Source organism: Roseococcus sp. YIM B11640, assembly GCF_049727625.1.
Lineage (GTDB): Bacteria > Pseudomonadota > Alphaproteobacteria > Acetobacterales > Acetobacteraceae > Roseococcus.
Genome location: NZ_JBBJOZ010000002.1, coordinates 512,765 through 537,314 on the forward strand (window position 1 = coordinate 512,765; position 24,550 = coordinate 537,314).

The 24,550-nt window shown below is 69.7% G+C and carries 22 protein-coding genes; 9 read left to right on the plus strand and 13 right to left on the minus strand.

The annotated features are described in order from the left end of the window. Nucleotides 1–14 precede the first annotated feature (14 nt). The 10 genes from WJM96_RS09900 to WJM96_RS09945 all read right to left on the minus strand — a co-directional run bounded on the left by WJM96_RS09900 (nucleotide 15) and on the right by WJM96_RS09945 (nucleotide 11,246). Entirely contained in the window at nucleotides 15–677 is a 663-nt protein-coding gene (locus WJM96_RS09900; protein ID WP_424812314.1) for a methionine ABC transporter permease, read from the minus strand. After that, nucleotides 674–1,729: a methionine ABC transporter ATP-binding protein gene (locus WJM96_RS09905; protein WP_424812315.1), complete on the minus strand. Its 1,056-nt coding sequence runs from the start codon at nucleotides 1,727–1,729 to the stop codon at nucleotides 674–676. Before WJM96_RS09905 ends, WJM96_RS09900 begins: the two co-directional genes overlap by 4 nt. Before the next feature lie 67 nt (nucleotides 1,730–1,796). Then, the gene (locus tag WJM96_RS09910; RefSeq protein ID WP_424812316.1) at nucleotides 1,797–2,768 is read right to left on the minus strand and encodes a Bug family tripartite tricarboxylate transporter substrate binding protein; all 972 of its coding nucleotides are present in this window, start codon (nucleotides 2,766–2,768) and stop codon (nucleotides 1,797–1,799) included. Continuing rightward, on the minus strand, nucleotides 2,768–3,484 hold the full coding sequence (locus WJM96_RS09915) for an SDR family NAD(P)-dependent oxidoreductase (RefSeq protein WP_424812317.1): 717 nt from the start codon (nucleotides 3,482–3,484) through the stop codon (nucleotides 2,768–2,770). Before WJM96_RS09915 ends, WJM96_RS09910 begins: the two co-directional genes overlap by 1 nt. Nucleotides 3,485–3,555: 71 nt before the next feature. Beyond that, the gene (locus tag WJM96_RS09920) at nucleotides 3,556–4,497 is read right to left on the minus strand and encodes a GntR family transcriptional regulator (protein ID WP_424812318.1); all 942 of its coding nucleotides are present in this window, start codon (nucleotides 4,495–4,497) and stop codon (nucleotides 3,556–3,558) included. 99 nt (nucleotides 4,498–4,596) lie between these two features. Then, nucleotides 4,597–6,195, minus strand: coding sequence for an ABC transporter ATP-binding protein (locus WJM96_RS09925; protein WP_424812319.1), 1,599 nt, complete (start codon nucleotides 6,193–6,195; stop codon nucleotides 4,597–4,599). Continuing rightward, on the minus strand, nucleotides 6,192–7,037 hold the full coding sequence (locus WJM96_RS09930) for an ABC transporter permease (protein WP_424812320.1): 846 nt from the start codon (nucleotides 7,035–7,037) through the stop codon (nucleotides 6,192–6,194). Before WJM96_RS09930 ends, WJM96_RS09925 begins: the two co-directional genes overlap by 4 nt. Beyond that, nucleotides 7,037–8,020 (minus strand): ABC transporter permease, encoded by a 984-nt coding sequence (locus WJM96_RS09935; RefSeq protein ID WP_424812321.1) that lies wholly within the window; start codon nucleotides 8,018–8,020, stop codon nucleotides 7,037–7,039. Before WJM96_RS09935 ends, WJM96_RS09930 begins: the two co-directional genes overlap by 1 nt. Next, nucleotides 8,020–9,597 (minus strand): ABC transporter substrate-binding protein, encoded by a 1,578-nt coding sequence (locus WJM96_RS09940; RefSeq protein WP_424812322.1) that lies wholly within the window; start codon nucleotides 9,595–9,597, stop codon nucleotides 8,020–8,022. The genes WJM96_RS09935 and WJM96_RS09940 overlap by 1 nt, the downstream gene beginning before the upstream one ends. 41 nt (nucleotides 9,598–9,638) lie before the next feature. Then, nucleotides 9,639–11,246, minus strand: a complete 1,608-nt coding sequence (locus WJM96_RS09945) for an ABC transporter substrate-binding protein (protein ID WP_424812323.1) — start codon at nucleotides 11,244–11,246, stop codon at nucleotides 9,639–9,641. Between the two features lie 114 nt (nucleotides 11,247–11,360). Between WJM96_RS09945 and WJM96_RS09950 the strand changes: the two genes are divergently transcribed. From WJM96_RS09950 to mnhG, 8 genes are all read left to right on the plus strand, one after another. Beyond that, the gene (locus WJM96_RS09950; protein WP_424812324.1) at nucleotides 11,361–12,344 is read left to right on the plus strand and encodes a Bug family tripartite tricarboxylate transporter substrate binding protein; all 984 of its coding nucleotides are present in this window, start codon (nucleotides 11,361–11,363) and stop codon (nucleotides 12,342–12,344) included. A 203-nt stretch (nucleotides 12,345–12,547) separates the two neighbouring features. Further along, a complete protein-coding gene (locus WJM96_RS09955; RefSeq protein WP_424812325.1) occupies nucleotides 12,548–13,021 on the plus strand; it encodes a PTS sugar transporter subunit IIA in 474 nt (157 codons plus the stop codon). A gap of 54 nt (nucleotides 13,022–13,075) precedes the next feature. Continuing rightward, nucleotides 13,076–15,943: a monovalent cation/H+ antiporter subunit A gene (locus WJM96_RS09960; protein WP_424812326.1), complete on the plus strand. Its 2,868-nt coding sequence runs from the start codon at nucleotides 13,076–13,078 to the stop codon at nucleotides 15,941–15,943. Continuing rightward, nucleotides 15,943–16,284 carry a Na+/H+ antiporter subunit C gene (locus tag WJM96_RS09965; protein WP_424812327.1) on the plus strand — a complete coding sequence of 114 codons (342 nt, stop codon included), beginning with the start codon at nucleotides 15,943–15,945 and terminating at the stop codon, nucleotides 16,282–16,284. The genes WJM96_RS09960 and WJM96_RS09965 overlap by 1 nt, the downstream gene beginning before the upstream one ends. Beyond that, entirely contained in the window at nucleotides 16,281–17,894 is a 1,614-nt protein-coding gene (locus WJM96_RS09970; RefSeq protein ID WP_424812328.1) for a monovalent cation/H+ antiporter subunit D, read from the plus strand. Before WJM96_RS09965 ends, WJM96_RS09970 begins: the two co-directional genes overlap by 4 nt. After that, nucleotides 17,891–18,382, plus strand: a complete 492-nt coding sequence (locus WJM96_RS09975) for a Na+/H+ antiporter subunit E (protein WP_424812329.1) — start codon at nucleotides 17,891–17,893, stop codon at nucleotides 18,380–18,382. Before WJM96_RS09970 ends, WJM96_RS09975 begins: the two co-directional genes overlap by 4 nt. Continuing rightward, the gene (locus WJM96_RS09980; RefSeq protein ID WP_424812330.1) at nucleotides 18,379–18,660 is read left to right on the plus strand and encodes a K+/H+ antiporter subunit F; all 282 of its coding nucleotides are present in this window, start codon (nucleotides 18,379–18,381) and stop codon (nucleotides 18,658–18,660) included. Before WJM96_RS09975 ends, WJM96_RS09980 begins: the two co-directional genes overlap by 4 nt. Next, nucleotides 18,657–19,019 carry a monovalent cation/H(+) antiporter subunit G gene (gene mnhG, locus WJM96_RS09985; RefSeq protein ID WP_424812331.1) on the plus strand — a complete coding sequence of 121 codons (363 nt, stop codon included), beginning with the start codon at nucleotides 18,657–18,659 and terminating at the stop codon, nucleotides 19,017–19,019. Before WJM96_RS09980 ends, mnhG begins: the two co-directional genes overlap by 4 nt. Here the strand turns inward: mnhG and WJM96_RS09990 are convergent. After that, complete coding sequence (locus tag WJM96_RS09990) at nucleotides 19,016–19,654, minus strand: isochorismatase family protein (protein WP_424812332.1); 639 nt, start codon at nucleotides 19,652–19,654, stop codon at nucleotides 19,016–19,018. The two genes, mnhG and WJM96_RS09990, sit on opposite strands and share 4 nt — an antisense overlap. 170 nt (nucleotides 19,655–19,824) lie before the next feature. On the opposite strand from WJM96_RS09990, the gene WJM96_RS09995 reads away from it, so the two are divergent. Beyond that, nucleotides 19,825–21,087 (plus strand): amidase, encoded by a 1,263-nt coding sequence (locus WJM96_RS09995; RefSeq protein ID WP_424812333.1) that lies wholly within the window; start codon nucleotides 19,825–19,827, stop codon nucleotides 21,085–21,087. A 49-nt stretch (nucleotides 21,088–21,136) separates the two neighbouring features. Here the strand turns inward: WJM96_RS09995 and WJM96_RS10000 are convergent, their stop codons facing one another. Both WJM96_RS10000 and WJM96_RS10005 read right to left on the minus strand, forming a co-directional pair. Beyond that, nucleotides 21,137–22,006, minus strand: a complete 870-nt coding sequence (locus tag WJM96_RS10000) for a transglutaminase family protein (protein ID WP_424812335.1) — start codon at nucleotides 22,004–22,006, stop codon at nucleotides 21,137–21,139. Between the two features lie 75 nt (nucleotides 22,007–22,081). Beyond that, nucleotides 22,082–24,541 carry a circularly permuted type 2 ATP-grasp protein gene (locus tag WJM96_RS10005; RefSeq protein ID WP_424812337.1) on the minus strand — a complete coding sequence of 820 codons (2,460 nt, stop codon included), beginning with the start codon at nucleotides 24,539–24,541 and terminating at the stop codon, nucleotides 22,082–22,084. Nucleotides 24,542–24,550 lie beyond the last annotated feature (9 nt).

Genomic DNA, 24,550 nt, shown 5'->3' on the forward strand with positions numbered 1-24,550 from the left:
GTTCTTCTTCTCGGTCAGCGGTGGGAGACGCGGCGGACCAGCCAGTCGCCGAGCGACTGGAGGCCTTGCACGAAGAGGATCAGGATGATGACGACGGTCGCCATCACCTCCGGCATGAAGCGCTGGTAGCCGAAGCGGATGCCGAGGTCGCCCAGCCCGCCGCCGCCCACCGCCCCCGCCATGGCGGAGAAGCCGACGAGCGAGACGAGCGCGACCGTGGTCGCCGCGATGATGCCGGGCAGCGCCTCGGGCACCAGCACCTTGGTCACGATCTGCAGCCGCGTCGCGCCCATGGCTCGCGACGCCTCGATGATGCCCTTGTCCACCTCGCGCAGCGCGTTCTCGAAGAGGCGCGCAAGGAAGGCCGTGGCGGCGAGCGCCAGCGGCACCACGGCCGCGCCGGTGCCGATGGAGGTGCCGGCGACGAAGCGCGTGAAGGGCACGATGGCGACCATCAGGATGATGAAGGGCGTGGAGCGCGCGGCATTCACGACGAGCCCGAGCGGGCGGTTCAGCCAGCGCTTCGGGCTCAGCCCGTCGTCGGAGGTCACGTGCAGCAGCAGCGCGATGGGCAGGCCGATCGCGACCGCGATGGCGGCCGAGGCGCCGACCATGATCAGCGTCTGCCAGAAGGCTTCGAGCAGGAGGTCCTGCATGGTGGGGGTGAGCCAGCTCATGCCGCGATCTCCGTGACCGTCAGACCCAGGCTCCGCATCCAGGTGAAGGCGGCCTGCACCTTGTCCTCCGGCCCATAGGCCGCGAGCGCCATGACGCCGAAGGGCTCGCCCGCGATCTCGTCTACCCGGCCGGAGACGATGTTCACGTCGATGCCGAAGTCGCGGCTCGCCTCGCTCACCACGGCGCGCGTGCTGTTGGGGCCGGCGAAGAGCACCTGCGCCAGGCGCCGCGCCTCGCCCGCGCGCGGCGCCGGCAGGCGCGCGATGGTGGCGGCGGGGACGGCGTGGCCGATGACCTCGGAGACGAAGCGACGCGTCACGGGCTGCTCGGGCCGGGTGAAGACGTCGAAGACGCGGCCTTCCTCGATGACGCGCCCGGCTTCCATCACCGCCACGCGGTCGCAGATGGCCTTCACCACGCCCATCTCATGGGTGATGAGCAGGACGGTCAGGTCCAGCCTTTCGCGCAAGCCGCGGATGAGCTGCAGGATTTCCTGCGTCGTCTCGGGGTCGAGCGCGCTCGTCGCCTCGTCGCAGAGCAGGATGGAGGGACGCGAGGCGAGCGCGCGCGCGATGCCCACACGCTGCTTCTGCCCGCCGGAAAGCTGCGCCGGATAGGCGTCGCGCTTTCCCTCGAGGCCCACGAGGGGAAGGATCTCCTCCACGCGCCGGCGGCGCTCGGCCGATGAAAGCCCCGCGATCTCCAGGGGGAAGGCCACGTTCTCGGCCACCGTGCGGCGGCTGTGCAGGTTGAAGTGCTGGAAGACCATGCCGATGCCGCGCCGCGCCTCGCGCAGCGCGGCGTCGTCCAGCGCCAGCATGTCCTGGCCCAGCACCGTGACGCGGCCGGAATCCGGACGCTCCAGCAGGTTCACTGTCCGGATCAGCGTGGACTTGCCCGCGCCGGAACGGCCGACAATGCCGAAGATCTCGCCCGATTTCACCTCGAGCGACACGTCGTCGAGCGCGACGGTACCGCCCTCGGCGAAGCGCTTGCGCAGCCCCGCGAGGGTGATCGCCGTCACGTCAAAACTGTGAACGATATCACGCATAAAGCGCGTGATATGATAAAATGCCCAAGATAGTGAAGTGAGATTATTGCCGGTTAGCCATGTCGGATCATTCGGGCTCCACGCGCGCAATCCGCAGCAGGGCCTGGGCCTGCTCGAAATCCTTCTGGATGTACTCGTCCAGCGCGCGGCCCGTCTGGAAGAGCGGCACGATGCCGAGGCCCGCGAGGCGCGCCTTGATGGCATCCTCGGCGATGATCGCCTGGGTTTCCTCCGCGATGCGGGCCGCGATCTCGTTGGGCAGGCGCGGCGGCCCCCAGATCACCCACCACGAGTGGGCGTTCACGCTGGGGAAACCGGCTTCCGCCGTCGTCGGCAGCTCGGGCGCCGCCGGGTTGCGCTGCGGCGCGGTCAGCGCGAGGCCACGCAGGTTGCCGGCCCGCACCGGCGGCAGCATCGCCAGCATCGGATCCGCATGCACGCCGATATTGCCGCCCATGAGGTCGGCCAGCGCGGGCGTCGTGCCGCGATAGGGCACGAGCGTCACGTCCGCGCCGATCTGGCGCACGAACTCGATGGTGGTGAGATGCCCCGCCGAGCCCAGTGCCGAGACGCCGAAGGACCATTCGCGCGGATTGGCCCGCGCGGCCTCCGCGACCTCGCGCATCGTCGTCTGCGGGCGGTTGGGGCTCATGGCGATGAGACAGGGCCCCTCGCCCGTGCGCGCGATCGGCTTGAGATCGGTCAGCGGGTCGTAGCCCGGGTTCTTCATGACGAGGCGCGCGATGGTCTGCACGCTGGCCGAGATGAGCAGCGTGTGCCCGTCCGGCGCCGCCGTGGATACCGCGATGCCGCCGATCGTGCCGTTGGCGCCGGTCCGGTTCTCGACCGTGAAAGCTTGTCCCGTCCGCTCCTGCATGCGCTGGGCGATGGCGCGCGCCATGACGTCCACCGAGCCGCCGGCGGCGAAGGGCACCACGATGCGCACCGGCTTGGTCGGCCACACCGATTGCGCGCCCGCGCCGAGCGGAACGGCGGCGACCAGGGGCGCGGCAAGCAGGGAACGGCGTGTCGTCGTCATCAGAAGGGCTCCTTGTAGGGGCGAAGGTCGAGCTCGAAGGTCCAGGCCGATCGCGGCTGGCAATGAATGTGCCAATAGGCATCCGCGATAGCATCGATGTTCAGCAGACCATCCTGGCCCGCCTCCGCCACCCGCTGCGGGCGGCGGGCGCGCAGGCGTTCGCCGTCGATGCCGCCATCGACCACGACATGCGCGACATGCAGGCCGAGGGGACCGAGTTCCCGCGCCGCCGATTGCGCGACGGCGCGAAGAGCGGCTTTCGCGGAAGCAAATGCCGCGAATTGCGCCGCTCCGCGCAGGCTGGCCGTGGCGCCCGTGAAGATCAGCGTGCCGCGGCCCTTCGGCACCAGCACGCGCGCCGCCTCGCGCCCCACCACGAAGCCGCCGAGCGCGTTGACGCGCCAGGCCTCCTCGAAGGTCTCGACCGAGAGCTCACGGAAGGGCGCGCGGACGTTGTTGCCGACATTGTAGACCACGAGCTCGGGATCGGCCGCGCGCTCGAACAGGTTCAGGATATCGAGGGAATGGGTGGCATCCGCCACCACGGCCTCGGCTTCGCCGCCGGCCTGGCGGATATCGCTGACCACGGCCTCCAGCCGCTCACGGCTGCGGCCTGCGGCCAGGACGCGGTGGCCTTCACGGGCGAAGCGGCGGCACAGCGCCGCGCCAAGGCCCTGCCCGGCGCCCACGCCCACCACGATCGCCTCGGTCGCCATTGGCCGCCCTTTGGTTGCTGCATTGCAACCTGCCCGTCATAGCGCCGGGTGACAACGGTGTTCCGTGCGCCTCAGGCGCTGGCGGCCATGGCCCCTCGGCCGCCCCGCCGCGCGCGGGCCGGCGCCTCGGGCTCGGCGGCTATCTCGGGCGGCGGCAGCTTCAGCGTGTAGTAGTAGCGATCCGGCCGGAACAGCGAGCGCGTGTAGAGCGCGAAGCCGCCGCCATCCATCAGATAGATCCGCGACATGCAGAGCAGAGGCGAGCCGATCGGCACGTCCAGCACCTCGGCCGAGGCGATGTCGGCGGCGACCGCCTCGATGGTCTGCTGATCCTCCCAGACCGGAAGCTTCAGCGTCTCGCGCAACTCGCGCTGGATCGTGCTCGTCCGGAAATCGACGCGGGCCATGTGCTCGCCGAGGGATTGCGGCATCCAGGCCTCGTTCCAGGAGAACGGGCGCCGCTCGTAGACTCGCAGCGCCGTGAGGCGGAACAACATCACATCTGTGCCCGTCCCCAGCAGCTCGGCCAGCGTGGCGGGCGCTCGCGCATGGCCCATGCTGAGCACGCGCGCTTCGGTATCGAGGTTGAGGCCGGAGAAGTCCTCCGACATGCCGGTCAGGCGGCGCTCCGGCCGGCGGCGCGGCATCCGCGCGATGAAAGTGCCGCGGCCGCGCGTGCGCTCGATGATCCCGTCCTGCTCCAGGGCCTCGAGCGCCGAACGCACGGTCTCCCGGCTGACGGCGAATTCCGCGCAGAGGGCGTGCTCGGTAGGAAGCTGCTCGCCGACGCGCATGGCTCCCTCGATCCGATCGAGCAAAATACGTCTGACATGAAGGTATTTTGGATAGGGGTTAAAGAACTTATTCACGGGCTCTCCCGGGCATTTCGTTCGAGTCTTTTCCCGGAATCCGCGAATACACAAGCGGGACTGCACGCCGCCCGGGTATTCCGTGCCCAGGCATTGGCATGTCTCCAGCCGGCCGATCGCGGTCTTCCGCGTCAAGCTCTTCATTAAATTGACATATCTCCTATGCCACAGCCTGCCAGGCAGGGCATCGGGGGTCGACCGGCGGTCGGCGGCACGCCCGTCCGGAGTCGCCCGCGCGGGACCTCAGGCAGTGACGGGCGGTGTCCAGCCCCGGCCCGGGATACTCTCCAGCAGCTCCCGTGTGTAGCGGTGCTCGGGCGTGCCGAAGATCTTCGCGGTCGGGCCCATCTCGACGATGGCGCCGCGCTGCATCACCGCCACGCGGTCGCAGATCTGCGCCGCCACGCGCAGGTCATGCGTGATGAAGAGCATGGTCAGGCCCAGCCGCTCCCGCAGCTCGGCTAGCAGCTTCAGCACCTGCGCCTGCACCGAGACGTCGAGCGCGGAGACCGGCTCGTCCGCGATCAGCAGTTCCGGCTGCATGGCCAAGGCGCGGGCGATGCCGATGCGCTGCCGCTGACCGCCCGAGAATTCATGCGGGTAGCGCGTCATGGCACCGGGATCGAGCTGCACCAGCGCCAGCAGGTCGCGCGCCCGTGCCAGCGCCTCGGCGCGCGGCGTGCCATGGGTGATGGGGCCCTCGGCGATGGCATCACCCACCATCCGGCGCGGGTTGAGCGAGGCGTAGGGGTCCTGGAAGATCATCTGCACGCGCTGGCGGAAGGGCTTGCGGGCGCTGCGCGTCAATGGGCGCAGGTCCACCCCGTCGAAGATGATCTCGCCGGTCTCCGGCTGCACGAGGTTCACCACGCAGCGCGCCAGCGTCGACTTGCCCGAGCCGCTTTCGCCGACGAGGCCCAGCGTCTCGCCCTTCGCCAGCGAAAAGTCGGCCGACTTCACGGCGGGAATGGTGACTCCGCCGAACCATCCCCCGCGGCGATAGGTCTTCTGGACGCCCCTCACCTCCAGGATGGACGGCGCCTTCACCTCCGTGGGCGCCGCCGACTTGCCGTGCGGCACGGCCGCGATCAGCGCCTGCGTGTAGGGATGCTGCGGCCGGTTCAGCACCTCCGCCGCACTTTCCTGCTCCACGATCCGGCCGCGCTGCATCACGGCGACGCGATCGGCGATCTCGGCCACCACGCCGAAATCATGGGTGATGAACATGACGCCCGTGCCGCGCCGCGACTGGATCTCGCGGATCAGCTTCAGAATCTGCATCTGGGTCGTGACGTCGAGCGCGGTGGTCGGCTCGTCGGCAATGAGCAGCGCGGGCTCCAGCGCCAGCGCCATCGCGATCATCACGCGCTGCCGCTGCCCGCCCGAGAGGCGGAACGGATGGCTGCGCGCGATGGCCGGCGGGTCCGGCAGGTTCACCGCGGCCAGCAGCTCCTGCACGCGCTTGCCCGCATCCTGGGAGGCACCATGGACGCTCAGCGCCTCCGCGATCTGGTCGCCGACCCGCATCAGCGGGTTCAGCGCCGTCATCGGCTCCTGGAAGATCATGGCCAGCCGCGCGCCGCGCAGCTGGCGCATCTGCTCGGGGCTCTGCGCGCGGAGGTCGCGCCCCTCGAAGCTCAGTTTGCCGGAGGTGATGGGCAGGCCCTTGGGCAGCAGCCCCATCACCGCATTGGCGGTGATCGACTTGCCGGAACCGCTCTCCCCCACCACGCAGAGGATCTCGCCCGGATCGACGTGAAGCGTGATGCCCTCGACCGCATGCGGGCGGTCGGCGCCGGGCGGTAGCGCGACGGTGAGGTTCTCGACGGACAGAAGGCTCATGCCGCGCCCCCCCGCTGGCGGGCCAGCCTGGGGTTCAACGCGTCCGACAGGCCCTCGCCCACCAGGTTCAGCGAGAGCACCGTGACGAAGATGGCGAGCCCCGGGAACACGCTCATCCACCAGGCCAAGCGGATCACGCTGCGCCCCGAGCCGATGAGAAAGCCCCAGGTCATGAGGTTGGGATCGCCGAGCCCCAGGAACGACAGCGCGCTTTCCAGCAGGATGGCCGAGGCCACCATCAGCGACGCCAGCACGATGATGGGCGAGAGCGCATTGGGCAGGATGTCGCCCACCACGATCGAGACCCGCGACTTGCCCAGCACCTCCGCCGCCTGGACGAATTCGCGGTTGCGCAGGGAGAGGAACTCCGCCCGCACCACGCGCGCCACCGGCGGCCAGGAAACGACGGCGATGGCCGCCACCACGCTGCCGATGGAGGGCGTGAAGATCGCAACCAGCAGGATGGCAAGCACGAAGCTCGGGATGGTCTGGAAGAACTCGGTGAAGCGCATCACCGCGTCATCCGCCACGCCGCCGAGGTAGCCCGCGACGGCGCCGAGCGAGACGCCCACGAAGAGCGCGCAGATGGTGGAGACCGCGCCCACCATCAGCGAAATGCGCGCGCCATGCGCGATGCCCGCGGCCACGTCGCGCCCCAGGCTGTCGCTGCCGAGCCAGAGGCCCATCTCGCCCGGGGGCATGAAGGGCGCGGCCACCATGTCCCACGGGCTGTCGGGAAAGATCAGGGGCGCGGTCGCCGCCATCGCGAAGACGAGGATCAGCAGGACCAGGCCGACCACAGCGCCCTTGTTGCGCCGGTAGCGGCGCCAGAAATCGCGCATCAGCCCACCTCCACGCGCGGATCGATGACCGCGTAGAGCAGGTCCGTCGCCAGGTTGAAGAGCACCACGATCACGCTCGTGCAGAAGAACACGCCCATCAGGACCGGATAGTCGCGCGCCAGCAGCGCCTCGAACGCCAGCCGGCCGATGCCCGGCCAGGCGAAGACCGTTTCGACGAGGATGGAGCCACCCACCAGCTGCCCGGCCTGGATGCCCGCGAAGGTGATGACCGGCAGCAGCGCATTGCGCAGCACATGCGCGCGCACCACCCGTCCCTCCGGCACGCCCTTGGCGCGCGCGGTCTTCACGAAGTCCTGGTCCGCCACCTCCAGCATCGTCGCCCGCGTCAGCCGGGCGTACACCGCGAGGTAGAAGAGGCCGAGCGTCAGCGCGGGCAGCAGCAGGTGCTGCGCCACGTCCCAGACCGCGGCGAAGCCATGCAGCTCCACGCCCACGCTGGTCATGCCGAAGCTCGGCAGCCATTCCAGCCAGACCGAGAAGAAAAGCACCAGCATCAGCCCGACCCAGAACAGCGGCGTCGCGTAGAAGGTCAGCGCGATCACCGTGATGATGCTGTCCCACCAGGTGCCCACGCGGCGCGCGGCGAGGGTGCCCAGCGCGACGCCGCCCGCGACGGCGAAGGCGAAGGCGGCGCCGGTGAGCAGCAGCGTGGCCGGCAGGCGCTCGGCGATCAGCTTCCAGACCGGCTGCTGCTGCCGGTGGCTGAAACCGAGGTCGAGCGTCATGATGCCTTTCAGGTAGATCCAGAGCTGCACGTACAGCGGCTGGTCCAGCCCGAACTGCTGGCGCAGCTGCGCCAGGAAGCGCTCGTCCGCCGCGCCGGACTGGCCGGCGATGACGCTGGCCGGGTCACCGGGCGCGGCGTGGATCAGCAGGAAGTTGCAGATCACGATGGCGATGATGATGAGGACGGCCTTGAAAAGGCGGCCCGCGAGGAAGCCGGGAAGACGCGAAGGATCCATCAGGCGATTTGCAGATCGTCGAAGCTGCGGTGAACGCCGGTCCCGGTGGTGATCACGTTCTGCAGACGCTTGTCGTAGACCGTGGGGAAGTTGGCCTCGATGGTCCAGATCTGCGGCACCTCCTCCACCAGCAGCTTCTGCAGCTCGTTGAAGATCGCGCCGCGCTCGGTCGAGCTGGCGGCATCGCGGCCGCGCAGGAACAGCTCGTCCACCTTCGGGTTGGAGTAGCCGCCCGTATTGGCGAAGAGCACCTTCAGGATGTTGGAGGTGACATAGGTCCGCTCCACCCCCAGCGTCGGGTCGCCATACTGGTAGACGAGGTTGTTGGTGGTCTCGTATTCCCAGTTCTGCACGCGCTGTGCCCAGCCGCCGGCGTCGGTGGTCTCCAGCACGAACTCGATGCCGATGGCGCGCATGGCCTGGCGGTAGAATTCCGATTGTCGCTGGTAGATCTCGCCATAGGGCGGGACCAGATGCTTCAGGCTGAAGCGAATGCCCTGCGCGTTCGGCCGGTAGCCGGCCGCATCCAGCAGCGCATTCGCCCCCCGCACGTCAAATCCTGGCAGCTTGATGTTCGCGTCGTAGAAGCGCGTGCTCGCGGAGAGCGGCCCGGTCGCCGGCTTGGCCGTGCCGAAATGGATGCGGCTCGCCAGGAATTCGCGGTTGAGCGCCATGCTCATGGCCCGCCGCACGCGCACGTCGCCGAGCGGCTGGACGCGGTGGTTGAGCTCGATCCAGCCGAGCGGCGAGAAATACTCCCAGCCCGTGGGATCCACCGCGAGGTTGGGGCGCGCGCCCATCTGCGGGATATCGAAGGGCTCGATATCCGTCGCCTGGGTAAGCATCACCTGGCCCGTTTCCAGCGCGAGGCGGCGGCTCTGGCTGTCGGGGATGACGCGATAGATGAGCTGGTCGAAGAAGGGCATGCCCGGGCGCCAGTAGTCGGCGAAGCGCTCGAAGCGGGCGAAGTTGCCCCGCTGCCACTCGGCGAACTTGAACGGGCCCGTGCCGATCGGGCTCTGCGCCGCCGGCGCACGGCGGAAATCCTGCCCCTCGAAGGCGTGCTTGGGCACGATGGGCAGGGTGGTCACGTCGAATATCAGCAGGAAGGGCTCGAACGGCTTCTCCAGGACGAAGCGCACCTGGTTGGGCGCGGGCGAGTCCGACTCCTTGATGAGCGCGAGCACGGAGCGCGCGCGCGGCGAGACCTCGGGCGCCCATTTGGTGATGCTGAACAGCACGTCGTCCGGCGTCATGGGCCGGCCGTCGTGGAACTTCACATTATCCTGCAGGGTGAAGAGATACTCGCGCCCGTCGGGACTCACCTGCCAGGACTTCGCCAGCACCGGCAACGGCTCCAGCCGCTTGGTGTAGGTCAGCAGGCCCTGGAACATCTTCCCGGCGATGATGAGCGTCGGCATCTGGTTGTTGAGACCGGGATGCAGGATCGGCGGCTCGGGATTCATGATGGAGGTGAAGGTACCTCCCCGCCGCGGCTGGCCCTGGGCGAAGGCGTGCTCCGGAAGGAGGCCAGCCCCGCCCCCGGCGGCCAGCAACGAACGACGCGTCACGGACATATCTTCACGCTCCGGTATGACTGGAGAAGGATCGCCGGGGTTCAGCCGGCGATGAACACGTCGTCGAAATTGTCGTGCACGCCGAGCCCGTTGGTGATCACGTTGTTCACGCGCTTGTCGTGGATGGTGGGGAAGGCCATTTCCATCAGCCAGATCTGCGGCACGTCATTCACCAGGATCTTCTGCACGTCGGTGAAGGCCGCCTGCCGCTCGGCGACCGTGGCGCCCGCGCGGGCCTTGGCGAAGAGCTCGTCCACCTGCGGGTTGGAGTAGCCGCCGGTGTTGGTGAAGGTCACCTTCTGGATGTTGGAGCTGACATAGGTGCGCTCCACCCCCAGCGTCGGATCGCCGAACTGATAGACGAAGTTGACGCTGGTCTCGTACTCCCAGTTGCCGATGCGCCGCGCCCAGCTGCCGGCGTCCGTGCTCTCCAGCTCCAGCGCGATGCCCACCTGGCGCAGCGACTGGCGCAGGTATTCCGCGAGGCGCGACCACACCTCGCCATAGGGCAGCACCAGGTGCTTCAGCGTGAAGCGGATGCCCTGGGCATTGGGGCGCAGCCCCGCCGCGTCCAGCAGTTGCTGCGCCTGGCGCACGTTATGAGCCGGCAGCGCCACGCTGCGGTCGAAGAAGCGCGTGGTGGAGGCGATCGGGTTGGTCGCGGGCTTGCCTACGCCGAACCACAGCCGCTGCGTGATGAAGTTGCGATCAATCGCGAGGCTCATCGCCTGCCGCACGCGCACATCGCCAAGCGGAGCCACGCGGTGGTTCACCTCGATCCAGGACAGCGGCGAGAAGTATTCCCAGCCCGAGGTGCTGACCTCGAGATTGGGGCGCGAGCGCAGCGCCGGCACGTCGAAGGGCTCGATGTCGCTCGCCTGCGTCAGCTGCACCTGCCCGGTCTCGAGGGCGAGGCGCCGGCTCTGGCTGTCGGGCACGACGCGGTAGATGATGGCGTCGAGATAGGGGCGCTCCGGCTTCCAGTAGCCGGCATAGCGCTCCAGCCGCACGAAGTTGCCGCGCTGCCACTCGGCGAAGCGGAACGGCCCGGTGCCGACGGGCCGCTGCACGGCAGGCGCCGTCCGGTAGTCCTGCCCGTCGAAGAGGTGCTTCGGCACGATGGCGCAGGCCGTGGCGTCGAACATCAGCAGGAAGGGCTGGAAGGACTGCTTCAGCACGATGCGGACGGTGTGCGGGTCCGGCGCCTCGCAGGTCTCGATCAGGGAGAAGATGCCGCGCGCGCGGGGCGCGACCTCCATGTGGAACTTCGTGATGGAGAAGATCACGTCCTCGGCCGTCATCGGATGGCCGTCGTGGAAGGTGACGTTCTCCTGCAGCTTGAAGACGAATTCCTTGTTGTCCGGGCTCACCGTCCAGCTCTTGGCCAGGAGGGGAATGGGCTCCAGCGTCGAGGAGAAGGTCAGCAGCCCCTCGAAGATCTTGGAGGCGACGACCAGCGTCGGGCCCTGGTTGTTGACGCCGATCTGCAGCACCGGCGGCTCGGGGACCAGGATGGACTGGAGGGTACCGCCGCGCCGCGGCGCAATGCCCTGGGCCCTGGCCTCGGAAGCGCGCATCAGAACGGGCGACGCGCCGCCCACCACCCCGGCCAGGCTTCCACCCAGCAGACCACGACGTCGCAGATCCATTGGAAATCCCCTGTTATCAGCCTGGGCCGAAGCAAACTCCGTGCCATGCAAAGTCTAGGCATGGCGCCCGGGCGCTGTCATCCTCGCGCAAAATCGTCCGGAGGATTTCGCCGCATGCTCATTCGCCCCACGCGCCGGCAGGCCCTGGCACTGCCCCTGGCCGGCCTCGCCGCCCCTGCCCTGGCCCAGTCCCAGTGGCCCGACCGTCCGGTGAACATGATCGTGCCCTTCGCGCCCGGCGGCACGCCCGACATCGGCGCGCGTCTGGTGGCGCCGAAGATGACGGAATACCTCGGCCAGGCCGTGACGGTGGAGAACCGCGCTGGCGCCGGCTCCACCATCGGCACCCGCGCGGTCGTTCAGGCGCGCCCCGATGGGCACACGTTGCTGATGGGCTCCATCTCGTTCCTGACGGCGCCGCTGACCGCCCAGCCCATGCCCTTCGACCCGGTCGAGACCTTGCGCGTGGTCAGCCTCGTCTCGACCTCGCCCTACGTCGTGGTGGTGCGCGCCGACAGCCCGGCGCGCGACATCGCGGGCTTCCATGCGCTGGCGCGCGAGCGCGGCGCGCGGATGAACTATGGCTCTGCCGGAAACGGCACGCCCTTCCACCTGGGGGCCGAGCTCTACAAGCTGAAGATGGGCGTGGACATGACGCATATCGCCTATCGCGGCACGGGGCCGTCGCTGGTCGCCCTCATGGCCGGCGAGGTGGACGTGCTGTTCTGCGACGTTCCGGGCGCCACGCCGCATATCCGTTCGGGCGCGATACGTCCGCTCGGCACCATGGTCGCCAACCGCATCGCGCAGTTGCCCGACGTGCCGACGCTGGCCGAGAGCGACCCGCGCCTGCGCGACTACGACGTGTATACCTGGGCCATGCTGGTGGCACCCAAGGCGACGCCGGACGGGCCGGTGCGGCGCCTGAACGAGGCCGTGCTGCATGCGGCCCGCGCACCCGACGTCGCCGCCCGCTTCACCGAGCTCGGCTTCGATTATGTCGGCTCCACGCCCGAGGACGGCGACGCCCGCCTCGCGCGGGAGAAGGCGAAGTGGGCCGAGGTGATCCGCGCCGCCAATATCCGCGTGGACCTCTGAGACCCGGGCCCGGCAGCCACGCGCTATGGGCCGGCTTGATCCGGCCCAGGCCTTGATTCATCGGCATATTACTCTAACTTCATGATCTCTTCCCGGGCGGCGTCCTCATGGGCGTCGCCCCGACCCCTTTCTTCGGGCATGGTTCCTTTCCGGCGACCGCCCGGCCATCGGCCGCCCCGCGCCCGTTGGAACTGGAGAGCCGCATGAGCCTGACCGACCTCTTCCCAGGTGCCGCCGCCGTCCTGGACCTGGCACCCGCCGATAAGGCGCAGCTGTTCCAGATGCTGGCGGGCGAAGCCGCGCGCCGCCTGGGCCGGGACGAGCGGGACGTGCTCGCCGCGCTCCAGTCGCGCGAGCGGCTGGGTGCCACCGGCCTCGGTCGGGGCATCGGCATGCCGCATGCGCGCATGGAGGGGCTGGACCAGCAGGTTTCGCTGCTGGCGCGTCTCGCCAAGCCCATCGAGTACGACGCCCGCGACGGCGAGCCGGTGGACCTAGTCTTCCTCGTCCTCTGGCCGGAGGAGCAGGCGGAGGGCTTCCTCCCGGCATTGTCGGGAATCTGCCGGGCCCTGCGGGCCGCCCAGCTTCCGCGGCATCTGCGCCAGGCGGATACGCCCGCCGAAGCGGCCCGCCTCCTGCAGGAAGCGGATGCGGCCAATCCGGCGGAAGCACCTTAGATCTGATCCGTCCATGAAGGTTCACGCCGCCCCCCAGACCGCGGCGACCGCGCCATGAACGGCGCGGATCTGCTGCCCTATGCCGTCGCCCTCCCCTATCTCGGCGCGCTGATCGCGGCGCTGCTGCCGAGCAATGCGCGCAACCTCGAGGCCTGGCTTGCGGGCAGCGTGGCGCTCGGCGTCTTCAGTATCGTCTTGGCCTGCTATTCCGGCGTGTCCTCCGGCGAGGTCCTGCGCCACACCATTCCCTGGATCCCGGAACTGGGGCTGGAGATCGCGTTCCGGCTCGACGGCTTCGCGACGCTGTTCGCCTTCATGATCTCGGGGATCGGCTTCCTCGTGGTGCTCTACGCGCGCTACTACATGGCGCCGGAAGATCCGATCCCGCGCTTCTTCGCCTTCCTGCTGGCCTTCATGGGCTCGATGATGGGCGTGGTGCTCTCGGGCAACCTGATCCAGCTCGTCTTCTTCTGGGAGCTCACCTCCCTCTTCTCCTTCCTGCTGATCGGCTACTGGCAGCATTCCGCCGCGGCGCGGGACGGGGCACGCATGGCGCTGACGGTCACCGGCAGCGGCGGGCTCGCGCTGCTGGCCGGCGTCCTGATGCTCGGCCATATCGCGGGCTCCTACGACCTGGACCGCGTGCTGGCGGCGGCGGACGTCATCAAGGCGCACCCGCTCTATCTGCCCATGCTGGTGCTCGTCCTGCTGGGGGCGATGACCAAGAGCGCCCAGTTCCCCTTCCACTTCTGGCTGCCGCAGGCCATGGCGGCACCCACGCCGGTCTCGGCCTACCTGCATTCGGCGACGCTGGTGAAGCTCGGCATCTTCCTGATGGTCCGGCTCTGGCCCGCCCTGGCGGGGACCGAGGCGTGGTTCTGGATCCTCGGCACCTCGGGGCTCATCACCCTGCTGATCGGGGCCTATATCGCCATCTTCCAGCACGACATGAAGGCGCTGCTGGCCTATTCGACCGTCAGCCATCTCGGCCTCATCACCCTGCTGCTGAGCCTGAACAGCGACCTCGCGCTGGTCGCCGCCGTGTTCCACACGCTGAACCACGCGACCTTCAAGGCCTCGCTCTTCATGGCGGCGGGCATCATCGACCATGAGACCGGCACGCGCGACATCCGCCGGCTTTCGGGGCTCAACCGCTCCATGCCCTTCACCGCCCGCCTCGCGCTGGTTGCCGCCGCGGCCATGGCGGGCGTGCCGCTGCTGAACGGGTTCATCTCCAAGGAGATGTTCTTCACCGAGGCGCTCTCCTTCACGGACGAGTTCACCCTGGCCGCGAACCTGCTTCCGTTCCTCGCCGTGCTGGCCAGCATCTTCGCCGTGACCTACTCGCTCCGCTTCATCCATGGCGCGTTCTTCGGCCCCGATACGGACGATCTTCCGCGCACGCCGCACGAGCCGCCGCAATGGATGCGCGTGCCGGTCGAGATCCTGGTCTTCACCTGCATGGTCGTGGGCATCTTGCCGGGCGCCACGGTGGGTCCGCTGCTCGGCATCGCCATGTTCTCGCTGCTGGGCGATTCCGTGCCGCCCTACAGCCTGGCGGTCTGGCACGGCTTCAATCTGCCGCTGATCATGAGCCTCATCGCGCTGGCGGGCGGCGTCCTGCTCTACCTCGCGCTGCGGCGGCATTTCGAGCGCGGGGTCGAGGGCACGCCACTGCTGCGCGGCCTCGATGGCCGGCGAATCTTCGAACGTGTCATGGTCTTCCTGTCCTGGCGCTTCGCCCGCACGCTGGAGCGCCTCCTGGGCACGGCGCGGCTGCAATCCCAGCTGCGGCTGCTGATCTGCACGGCGTTCGTCGCCGCGCTCTGGACCATGTGGCCGGACCGGCTGGAATGGGGCCCGGTCGCGATGACCAGGGTCGATCCCGCCATCGCCCTCATCTGGGCCACCGGCGCCGCCTGCGCGGCTGGCGCCGCCTACCAGGCCAAGTACCACCGCTTCGCGGCGCTGATCCTGCTGGGCGGCGCGGGCCTCGTCACCTGCCTGACCTTCATCTGGTTCTCCGCGCCCGATCTCGCGCTGACGCAGTTGCTGGTGGAAGTCGTGACCTCGGTTCTGCTGCTGCTGGGTCTGCGCTGGCTTCCCCGGCGCGAGGAGAACCGCGGGCTGACCGATGTGCTCTCGCGTCTGCGGCGCTATTCCGATTTCGTCATCGCGATCGCCGCCGGCACCGGCCTCGCCGCCCTCTCCTACGCCACCATGACGCGCGTCTCGCCCGAAGGCGCGTCGCGCCAGTTCCTTGAACGGGCCTATTCGGAAGGTGGCGGCACGAATGTCGTGAACGTGATCCTCGTGGACTTCCGCGGCTTCGACACGCTGGGCGAGATCACCGTGCTCGGCGTCGTGGCGCTGACGGTCTATGCCCTGCTGCGCCGCTTCCGCCCGGCGCCCGAAAGCATCGAGCTGCCGACCGAGCAGCTGGACCAGGCGCATGGGCGCGACGATGGCTGGCTGGCGGTCCCCGCCGTCATCATGCGCCTCATGTTCCCCTTCATCTTCGCACTGGCCATCTACTTCCTGCTGCGAGGGCACGACCTGCCGGGCGGCGGCTTCGTCGCGGGCCTCACCATGTCGGTCGGCATCCTGCTGCAGTACATGGCCGGCGGGACGCGCTGGGTGGAGGCCCGCCTGAACGTCCTGCCGCTGCGCTGGATGGGCGCGGGGCTGCTTCTGGCCGCGATGACCGGCCTTTTCGCGACCTTCTTCGGCAAGCCCTTCCTCACCTCCTATTTCGCCTATGCCGATCTCGGCATCCTCGGGAAACTGCCCATGGCCAGCGCCGTCCTGTTCGATCTCGGCGTCTTCGCGCTGGTCTTCGGCTGCACCGTCCTGATGCTGATCGTCCTGGCGCACCAGTCGGCGCGCGGCCGCCGTGTCGCCCGCCCGGGAGGTAGCGACTGATGGAAGCCATCCTCGCCCTCAGCATCGGGGTCTTCGCCGGATCGGGCGTCTGGCTGCTCATGCGGCCGCGCACCTTCCAGGTGATCATCGGGCTCTCGCTGCTGTCCTATGCCGTGAATCTCTTCATCTTCAGCATGGGCCGCTTCCCCATCGGGCGCCCGCCCGTCGTCCCGCCCGGCACGGTGACCGACGCCGCGAGCTATGCGGACCCGGTGCCGCAGGCCCTGGTTCTGACCGCCATCGTCATCGGCTTCGCGACGACGGCTCTCTTCCTCGTGGTCATGCTGGCCGCGCGCGGCCTGACGGGCGGCGACCATGTGGACGGCAAGGGGCGGAAATGAGCGGCCTCGCCAACCACCTCGCCGTCCTGCCCATCGCGATCCCGCTGATCGCGGGGGCACTCATGATTCCGCCCGACGAGCAGCGGCGCAGCTACCGCGCCACGCTGGGCATCATCTCCATCCTGCTCACCATCGCCGTCGCCATCGCCCTGCTGCGGGCGGCGGATACCAGCAGCACCGCCGTCAGCGTCTACCGCCTGGGCAGCTGGCCTGCGGTGCTGGGCATCGTGCTGGTGGCGGACCGGCTCTCGGCCATGCTGGTCCTGCTGAGCTCGATCCTCGCGCTGGCTGCCCTGGTCTTCTCCCTCTCCCGCTGGCACAAGATGGGCGCGCATTTCCACGCGCTGCTGCAATTCCAGCTCATGGGACTGAACGGCGCCTTCCTGACCGGCGACCTGTTCAACCTCTTCGTCTTCTTCGAGGTGATGCTGGCAGCCTCCTACGGGCTGGCGCTGCATGGGACGGGTGTCGCCCGGGTGAAGGCCGGGCTGCACTACATCGCCATCAACCTCGCCGCCTCGCTGCTCTTCCTCATCGGCGTGAGCATGATCTACGGCGTCACCGGCACCCTCAACATGGCGGATCTCGCGGCCAAGATTCCGGCCGTGCCGGCGGATAGCCGCATCCTGCTGGAGCTCGGCGGCGCCATCCTTGGCATCGTCTTCCTGGTGAAGGCGGGGATGTGGCCCCTCGGCTTCTGGCTGGCGCCCACCTATGCGGCCGCGAGCCCACCGGCGGCCGCGATCTTCTCCATGATGAGCAAGGTCGGCGTCTACGCCATCCTGCGCGTCTCGCTGCTCTTCTTCGGCGCCGAATCGGGCTCTGAGGGCTTCGGCGGCACTTGGCTCGTTGTCGGCGGCCTCATGACCATCGCCTTCGGTGCCGTCTCGGTGCTCGCGACGCAGGATCTCCCGCGGCTGGCGGGCGCTAGTGTCCTCGTCTCCTCCGGCACGCTGCTGGCGACGGTGGGCTCGCAGCAGATCGCCGTGACGGGCGGGGCGCTCTACTACCTCGCGACCTCAGCCCTCGCTATCGGCGCTTTCTTCCTGCTGATCGAGCTCCTGGAGCGCGGGCGGGAGCTCGGCGCCGACGTGCTTGCCGTGACCATGGAAGCCTTCGGCGATGGCGAGGAGGAGGAGGCCGAGGAAAGCGAAGAGGTCGGCGTCGCCATTCCGGCGACCATGGCCATCCTCGGCGCGAGCTTCCTCTGCTGCGCCCTTCTGCTCGCGGGCCTGCCGCCTCTCTCGGGCTTCATCGCCAAGTTCGCGATCCTGACGGCGGTGCTCAATCCGGGGGGCATGGGGTCCGGCACGCCGGTGCCGGTAACCGCCTGGCTGCTGCTCGCCGCGCTGGTGCTGTCGGGCCTGGCGGTGATCCTTGCCATGCTGCGCGCAGGCATCCGCCACATCTGGGCGGCTTCCGACCGCAAGCCGCCGCGCGTGCGCGTGATCGAAATGGCGCCCATCCTCATGCTGCTGCTGCTCTGCATCGGCATGACGGTCGAGGCCGGGCCGGTCATGCGCTACATGCAGGCGACAGCGGCCAGCCTGCACGATACCGGCCCCTACGTGCATAGCGTCCTCAGCGAGGCAGGAAGGGCACGTCCATGAGCCTGATCCGCCCCCGGCACCCCTTCGTGGTGCTCGCCATCTTCCTGATGTGGATGCTGCTCAACGAAACCGTCTCGCCGGGACCCGCGCTCGTGGGCATCGCGGTCGCCCTCACGGGCGGTTGGCTCTACGGATTGATCGAGGACGCGACCGGAAGGCTGCACCGCCCCGGCCTGGCCCTGCGGCTCGCGGCCGACGTCACCTATGACGTGGTGATGTCCAACATCGCCGTGACGCGCGTGATTCTCGAGCGCCGGGGGACGGAACGGCAGTCGGGGTTCATCCGCATTCCCGTCCAGATGCGGCATCCCTTCGCCCTCGCCTCCCTCGCCATCATCCTGACCGCGACCCCGGGTACCTGCTGGATCGAATACGACCCCGAGGCGGGCAGCGTCCTGCTCCACGTGCTGGACCTCGCGCAGGAGGAGAGCTGGGCGAAGCTCATCCACGAACGCTACGAGCGGCCGCTGATGGAGATCTTCCCATGAGCCAGACCGTCCTCGCCTGGTCCCTCGTGGCCGCCCAGGTCATGCTGGGCCTCGCCATGGGCTGCGCGCTCTGGCGCATGCTCCGCGGCCCCCGCGCGCAGGACCGCGTGCTCGGCCTCGACACGCTCTACGTCAACGGCATGCTGATGATGCTGACCTTCGGCATCCGATCGGGGCACGAGCTGTATTTCGAGGCCGCCGTGGTCATCGCGATCCTGGGCTTCGTCGGCACTGCGGCACTCTCCAAATTCCTCATGCGCGGCGAGGTGATCGAATGAGCGCCGCGCCCGATCTGCCTCTCTGGGCCGCGATCGTGGTGGCGGTGCTGCTCCTGCTCGGCGCGGGGATCACCCTGGTGGGCTCTTTCGGCCTGCTGCGTCTTCGCACCTTCTACGAGCGCGTGCATGCGCCGACGCTGGGCACCTCGGCCGGAATCTTCTGCGTCCTGGCCGCATCCATGGTCTGCTTCACCGTACTGCAGACGCGCCTCGTGATTCACGAGATCGTGATCGGTGTCTTCGTCCTCGTCACCACGCCGGTGACGCTGATGCTGCTGAGCCGCGCCTCGCTCTACCGCGACCGGCAGGAGGGCAGCGAGGACGTGCCCGCCCGCCGGGAGGATCCGGCGCCCCCCTAGCCGGCGCTGTTGCGCCGCGACCAGGCCTGGATCGCCGCGATGGCGCGGTCCGCGTCGATGATGTCGGCATAGCGCCGGCCCACATCGGTCAGGTTCTGCTCATGCGCGACGCGGTCCTGGTCGCCCACGCAATCCTCGGGCACCTGCACGCGGAAGCCCAGCGAGAAGGCATCCACGATGCTCGCCCGCACGCAGCCGGAGGTGATGCAGCCGGTCACGATCACCGTGTCCACGCGCTCCCGGGTCAGGATCGCCCCCGCGGCCGTGCCGAAGAAGATCGAGGGCGCTGTCTTGGACATCACGACATCCGGCTCCTCGGCGGCGATGCGCGGGTCGAGCCGGGTGGCGGGATTGCCCGCTTGCATGTCGAAGACGGATTCGATCTTCCAGTGCGGGGCGCCCCGCGGCCCGTCGAAGGCGACGACGCAGGCTATGATGGGGATCCCGGCCTGCTTGGCCACGCGCATGACGCGCGCCGTGTTCTCGACGGCGCGTTCCACCATGGGGGCGCCGCCCAGCGGATAGGCAGGGTCGGTGAAGCCGATCTGGAAATCGATCACCACCAGGCCCGGCTTCTCGCCGAACCCGATCTCGCGCGAACCGTAGCCGCGCGCCGCGTAGATGTCCTGTCCCATGCCTCGCCCCGAGCTTCTTCGCTGACACCGATCCGGTGACGCAGATCCAATGACACGGAAGCAAGAATCCGGCCGCGCGCCCACCCTTCACGGCCGCCCCGGGGAGTGACACGCTGCCGGCGCTTCGGAGGGGAATGAGCTTGAGCCCATTTGTTCAGGATGCCGGCCGCGTGCGAGACCTGTCGGCCGCGATCCGCTCGGGTGAGTTGACGGCCGAGGCCCTGGTGCGCCGCTACTTGGACCGCATCGCCGCGGTGGATGCCGACGTGCAGGCCTGGGTGCATGTGCTCGCCGACGAGGCGCTGGCCGCCGCCCGCGCGCTCGATTCCGAATCCGTGAAGCGCAGCCCGCTGCACGGCCTGCCGGTCGCCGTGAAGGATGTGATCGACGTCCGCGGCCTGCCCACGCGCGCCAACAGCGCCTCCCGCGCGGATGCCGAGCCCGCGACCGCCGATGCCACCGTGGTCGCCCACCTGCGGGCGGCCGGCGCCATCGTGCTGGGCAAGGTGCATACGACGGAATTCGCCTACTTCGCCCCCGTCCCGCCGACCCGCAATCCGTGGGATCTCTCGCGCACGCCCGGCGGGTCCTCGGCTGGCTCGGGCGCGGCGATCGCGGCGGGAACGGCGCCCTTGGCGCTCGGCACGCAGACTGCCGGCAGCGTCAACCGGCCGGCGGGCTATACCGGCACCGGGGCCTTCAAGCCCTCCACCCTCGCGGTCGGCGGCGTCGGCGTGGTCCCGCTGGCCCCGAGCTTCGACACGGTGGGCGCCTTCGGTGCGTCGGCGCAGGACGCGGCCTATCTCGCGGCGGGCTATGGCGCGGCGCATCTCGGCCTCGCCGGCCCTCGTGCGGCCGCGCCGCGCATCCTCGTGCTGGAGGACGCGCTGATCTCGCGCCTGGCCGCGCCGGGCACCCTCGCGCAAGTCGCCGATCTGGCCGACAGGCTTCGCGCCTCGGGCCTGCGCGTCTCCCGCGCCGAATCCTCCGTGGCGCTGGAGGCGGTCCTGCTCGTCCACCGGCGCGTGCTGCTGGCAGAGGCCGGACGCACCCACGCGCGCCTGCCGCTCGACCTCGTCGGCGACCGGCTGGCGGGGGATATCGCGGAGGGTCTCGCGATCAGCGACGCGGATTATCTGGCCGCGCTATCGCAGCTCGCCCGCTTCCGGCAGGAATTCTGGGCGGGCTTCGGCCCGAACGACCTGCTGCTGCTGCCAGCCGCGCCCGACGTTGCGCCCCAGGACGGCACGACGGGCGACCCCTCCTTCGTCATTCCCTTTACGGCGCTCGGCGGTCCCATCGCGACCCTTCGGGCCGGGCTGGACGACGCGACCGGCATGCCGGTGGGCGCGCTGCTCTGCGCGGCGCCCGGCGCGGATGCGCGGCTCGCCGGCTTCCTCTTCTCCGACGTCGCGACCCAGCTCGACCTTTAGAGAGCGGCTGATTCGCCGCTCCGGCGGTGCCTCCTCCACGGATCGGGCGCTAGAAGGCGACCGTCTCCGGCTCCAGGTCCACATTCACCTCGAGCCGATGGGCGCCGCCGCCGAGCAGCACGCCCCGGAGCGGCGAAATGTCGGAAAAGTCCCGCCCCCAGGCGAGCAGCACATGCTCGTCCCGCACCACGATGCCGTTGGTGGGGTCGAGCTGCACCCAGCCGTCGCGCGGCCCCATCCAGGCGGAGACCCATGCGTGGGACTGGTCCGCGCCGCGGCGGCGTGCCTGGCCCGGCGGCGGGCGCGTCCGCACATAGCCCGACACGTAGCGCGCCGGCAGGCCGAGGCCCCGCAGCCCCGCGAGCATCACCTGCGTGAAATCCTGGCAGACGCCCCGCCGCGTCCGCAGCACCTCGGCGATCGGGGTGGTGATGCTGGTGACGCCCGCCTGGAAGGTGAATTCGCACCGGATGCGGGCATTGAGGTCGAGCAGCCCCGCCAGAACCGGCCGCCCGGCCGGGAAGGAGACGCGCGCGAAGGCCAGCGCCTCCTCCAGCAGGGGTACGAAGGTGGTGGGGCCCAGGAAATCGGCCGTCTCGGCGCCACCGGCCACCGCCGCGACCTCCTCCCACGCCCACGTGGCTTCGGCTTCGGGCGGCGGCGGAAAATCGACCTCAATCACGGAGTCGACCGTCACCTCGAAACTCGTGTGCGGCGCAACGAGAAAAAGCCGTGTCGCCGCATTGCCAAAATGGTCGTGCGTCTCGGTGTGATGATCCGGCTTCGGCATGCAGGTAAGCCGCGCCTGGATCACCCGCTGGCCCGGCAGCGCCCGCGGCTTGAGGTGCAGCAGATGCGACGCGAGGTCCACGGTCTGCGCGTAGTCGTAGGCCGTGCGGTGCCGCAGGCAGTAGATCATGCGCTTAGGTTGGCCGGGCTCATGGGGCCATTTAGCCGCATGCGGCCCCCTGCCGCCATCCATCCCCGGCAGGGATCAGGCCTCCAGCACCACGGCCTCGCCCATGTCGACGCCGATGGCGCGCGCCGGCGGCAGGAGGGCGAAGTAGCGGCGCCCGATCTGATCGGAAATGTCGCGGATCGCGGCGGCGATGCGGCGAAGCTCCTCCGGCAGCCGGCCGCTCGCCTCCTCGGCCTGGTTGGGGGCCGCCAGCAGGCGCGGCGTGAAGGCCTGCGTCTCCGCCAGCACGCGCGCCACCTCGGCAGCCGTCCCCGCATCCGCCCCGCCCGCGATCTCGAGGAGCGCCGAGCGTATCGCCTCCAGCTGGAAGGCGAGGCCCCGGGGGTTCGCCGGATCCGCCAACACCAGGTCCAGCGCCGGGGCAGGCTGAAGGACCGCGAGGTAGCGGCTGCGATAGGTGATGACGCTGTCGCACAGCTCCAGGATCAGGCGCAGCCCCGCCTCGATGCGCGCGGGCGGCCCATCCAGCGCGATGGCGACCTCGCCCGCCACGGCCTGCGCGCGCTCGATCCGCCGGCCCAGCTCCAGGAACAGCCGGGCGCCGCCGCGCACCATGTTCTCGGAGGCGATGCCCGCCACGGCATTGGCGAAGCGGAGCGAGGGAAGCAGCGCGCGGCCGAGATCGGGCAGCGCCAAGGGGCCGCCGTCGAGCGCGGCCTCGGCATCGCGCAGGGTCTGCTTGAAGGTCGCGTGCATATCGGCGGTGAGCCGGTCACGCACGGATTCCATCAGCCCCGCGATGCGCCCCTGCAAATCGCGGATCGCCGGCAGGGCGGCGCGGTTGAGCGCATCGGCGAGCGGCGTCAGGCTGCCGGCGCTCGGCCGGGACTCGCCGTTCACGAGCTGAGCTTCCGCGAGGCAAATGGCGAGCGTCTGGAGCTCGGCCAGCTCCCGCGGCAGCGGCGCGCCGCGTTTGAGGCGGGAGATGGTGGCCCGCATGAGCCTCGCGGCGCGGTCCAGCCGCTCCACATAGCGGCCCAGCCAATAGAAATTGTCCGCGACCCGCGAAGGGATAGCGCCGGCCGTGCGCCGTATGGGGATGGGCGGCCCGGCCTGGGCCGCGGGTCCGATGATGGCCTCGGAGGGGTCGGCCGGCACCCAGACATCCTTGCACCAGCCGCCGCCCGGCATGCGCCCCGTGAGCCGGGTGCCTTCCCGTGCCACGCGCGCAAGGCCCCCCGGAAGCACCTGCCAGCGCGTTCCGTCCGAGACGGCGAAGAGGCGAAGCACGAAGGGCTCGGGACTGAGGCCCGCGCCGTCCAGCGCGGGCGCCACCGGAAGCGGCGGCAGCGCGATGGCGGCAAGACCGCCCTGCCCTGTCACGCCCGGCCGGTCGAAGAGCTCCGGGGCCGCGCCCTGCCCGGCCGGCCGGAAGCACCACTCCGCATAGCCGTCGGGCAGCGGCGGCAAGGGCGCGCCGGCGCCGGGCAGCCAATGAGTCGGCAGCGAGGGCAGCATCAGGGTCTCGCCCAGCAGCAGCGGGCAAAGGTGATCCAGGAAGGCGGGCAGCGCGGGCGCCTCACCGAGCGCGCTGCCCGGCGCGTTCAGCACGCTCAGCGCGCCGTGGCGCACCGCGTCCAGGATGCCAGGCACGCCACCGGCGGCATTGGCCTCCGGCTGGTCCAGCGGGTCGAGCGTCGCGGCATCAACCCGCGAGAGCACGACATCCACCGGCTCCAGTCCCGCGAGCGTCTTCAGGAAGAGCGAGCCGCCGCGCATGGTGAGATCGCCCGTCTCGACCAGCGCACAGCCCAGTTCGCGCGAGAGCACCATGTGCTCGTACCAATGCGGATCCCGGGTGCCCGGCGAAAGCAGCGCCGTCGCCGGATCCCGCAAGCCATGCGGCGCGAGGCGGCTCAGCGCCTCCTGCCAGAGCTCGAAGAAGCCGGCGATGGAGCGGGGCTGAACGGTGTGGAAGAACTCGGGCATGGCGGCGTTCAGCAGCCGCCGGTTCTCCAGCAATTGGCCGAGGCCGGAACAGAGGCTCGTGCGGTCCTGCAGCACCGCCCAGGCTCCATCCGGCCTGCGCAGCACGTCCACCGCATAGAGGTGCAGCAAGGGCCGGTGCGGACCCGCCGAGCTGCGGCGCGCGGTCCGCAGGAAGGCAGGACTGCCGAAGACGAAGGGCGCGGGCAGATGCCCGTCGGCCAGCAGCGTCTGCGGGCCGTAGAGATCGGCCAACACGACCTCCAGCAGACGCGCGCGCTGCACGATGCCGGCGGCCAGGGCCTCGAACTCCTCCGCCATGACCGGCAGCGGCACGGGGTCGAGCCGCCAAAGGCCGCCCGCCGCCGCGCCCGGCAGCAGGGAGGCCACGCCGTCATCCGCCATGGCGCGCGCCAGCCTTTGCCCTCGCTCGACAATGGCGGGGCGGCCGAGGCTGCCGATCAGCCCCATCAGGGCGCGCCAATGGCCCCGGATGCGCCCGGCGCCCGAGACCATCTCGTCCGGGCCTGCACCGTAGAGCTTAGCCATGGCCGTCCA

What these genes read in the sequence shown, in the direction of transcription:
- WJM96_RS09970 (WP_424812328.1), top strand. Translation starts at nt 16,281, where the DNA reads ATGAGCGGCCTCGCCAACCACCTCGCCGTCCTGCCCATCGCGATCCCG.
- WJM96_RS09905 (WP_424812315.1), bottom strand. Translation starts at nt 1,729, where the DNA reads ATGCGTGATATCGTTCACAGTTTTGACGTGACGGCGATCACCCTCGCG.
- WJM96_RS09945 (WP_424812323.1), bottom strand. Translation starts at nt 11,246, where the DNA reads ATGGATCTGCGACGTCGTGGTCTGCTGGGTGGAAGCCTGGCCGGGGTG.
- WJM96_RS09955 (WP_424812325.1), top strand. Translation starts at nt 12,548, where the DNA reads ATGAGCCTGACCGACCTCTTCCCAGGTGCCGCCGCCGTCCTGGACCTG.
- WJM96_RS09980 (WP_424812330.1), top strand. Translation starts at nt 18,379, where the DNA reads ATGAGCCAGACCGTCCTCGCCTGGTCCCTCGTGGCCGCCCAGGTCATG.
- WJM96_RS09935 (WP_424812321.1), bottom strand. Translation starts at nt 8,020, where the DNA reads ATGGATCCTTCGCGTCTTCCCGGCTTCCTCGCGGGCCGCCTTTTCAAG.
- WJM96_RS09925 (WP_424812319.1), bottom strand. Translation starts at nt 6,195, where the DNA reads ATGAGCCTTCTGTCCGTCGAGAACCTCACCGTCGCGCTACCGCCCGGC.
- WJM96_RS09910 (WP_424812316.1), bottom strand. Translation starts at nt 2,768, where the DNA reads ATGACGACGACACGCCGTTCCCTGCTTGCCGCGCCCCTGGTCGCCGCC.
- WJM96_RS09920 (WP_424812318.1), bottom strand. Translation starts at nt 4,497, where the DNA reads ATGAAGAGCTTGACGCGGAAGACCGCGATCGGCCGGCTGGAGACATGC.
- WJM96_RS09960 (WP_424812326.1), top strand. Translation starts at nt 13,076, where the DNA reads ATGAACGGCGCGGATCTGCTGCCCTATGCCGTCGCCCTCCCCTATCTC.
- WJM96_RS10000 (WP_424812335.1), bottom strand. Translation starts at nt 22,006, where the DNA reads ATGATCTACTGCCTGCGGCACCGCACGGCCTACGACTACGCGCAGACC.
- WJM96_RS09940 (WP_424812322.1), bottom strand. Translation starts at nt 9,597, where the DNA reads ATGTCCGTGACGCGTCGTTCGTTGCTGGCCGCCGGGGGCGGGGCTGGC.
- WJM96_RS09930 (WP_424812320.1), bottom strand. Translation starts at nt 7,037, where the DNA reads ATGCGCGATTTCTGGCGCCGCTACCGGCGCAACAAGGGCGCTGTGGTC.
- WJM96_RS09900 (WP_424812314.1), bottom strand. Translation starts at nt 677, where the DNA reads ATGAGCTGGCTCACCCCCACCATGCAGGACCTCCTGCTCGAAGCCTTC.
- WJM96_RS09915 (WP_424812317.1), bottom strand. Translation starts at nt 3,484, where the DNA reads ATGGCGACCGAGGCGATCGTGGTGGGCGTGGGCGCCGGGCAGGGCCTT.
- mnhG (WP_424812331.1), top strand. Translation starts at nt 18,657, where the DNA reads ATGAGCGCCGCGCCCGATCTGCCTCTCTGGGCCGCGATCGTGGTGGCG.
- WJM96_RS10005 (WP_424812337.1), bottom strand. Translation starts at nt 24,541, where the DNA reads ATGGCTAAGCTCTACGGTGCAGGCCCGGACGAGATGGTCTCGGGCGCC.
- WJM96_RS09975 (WP_424812329.1), top strand. Translation starts at nt 17,891, where the DNA reads ATGAGCCTGATCCGCCCCCGGCACCCCTTCGTGGTGCTCGCCATCTTC.
- WJM96_RS09965 (WP_424812327.1), top strand. Translation starts at nt 15,943, where the DNA reads ATGGAAGCCATCCTCGCCCTCAGCATCGGGGTCTTCGCCGGATCGGGC.
- WJM96_RS09950 (WP_424812324.1), top strand. Translation starts at nt 11,361, where the DNA reads ATGCTCATTCGCCCCACGCGCCGGCAGGCCCTGGCACTGCCCCTGGCC.
- WJM96_RS09990 (WP_424812332.1), bottom strand. Translation starts at nt 19,654, where the DNA reads ATGGGACAGGACATCTACGCGGCGCGCGGCTACGGTTCGCGCGAGATC.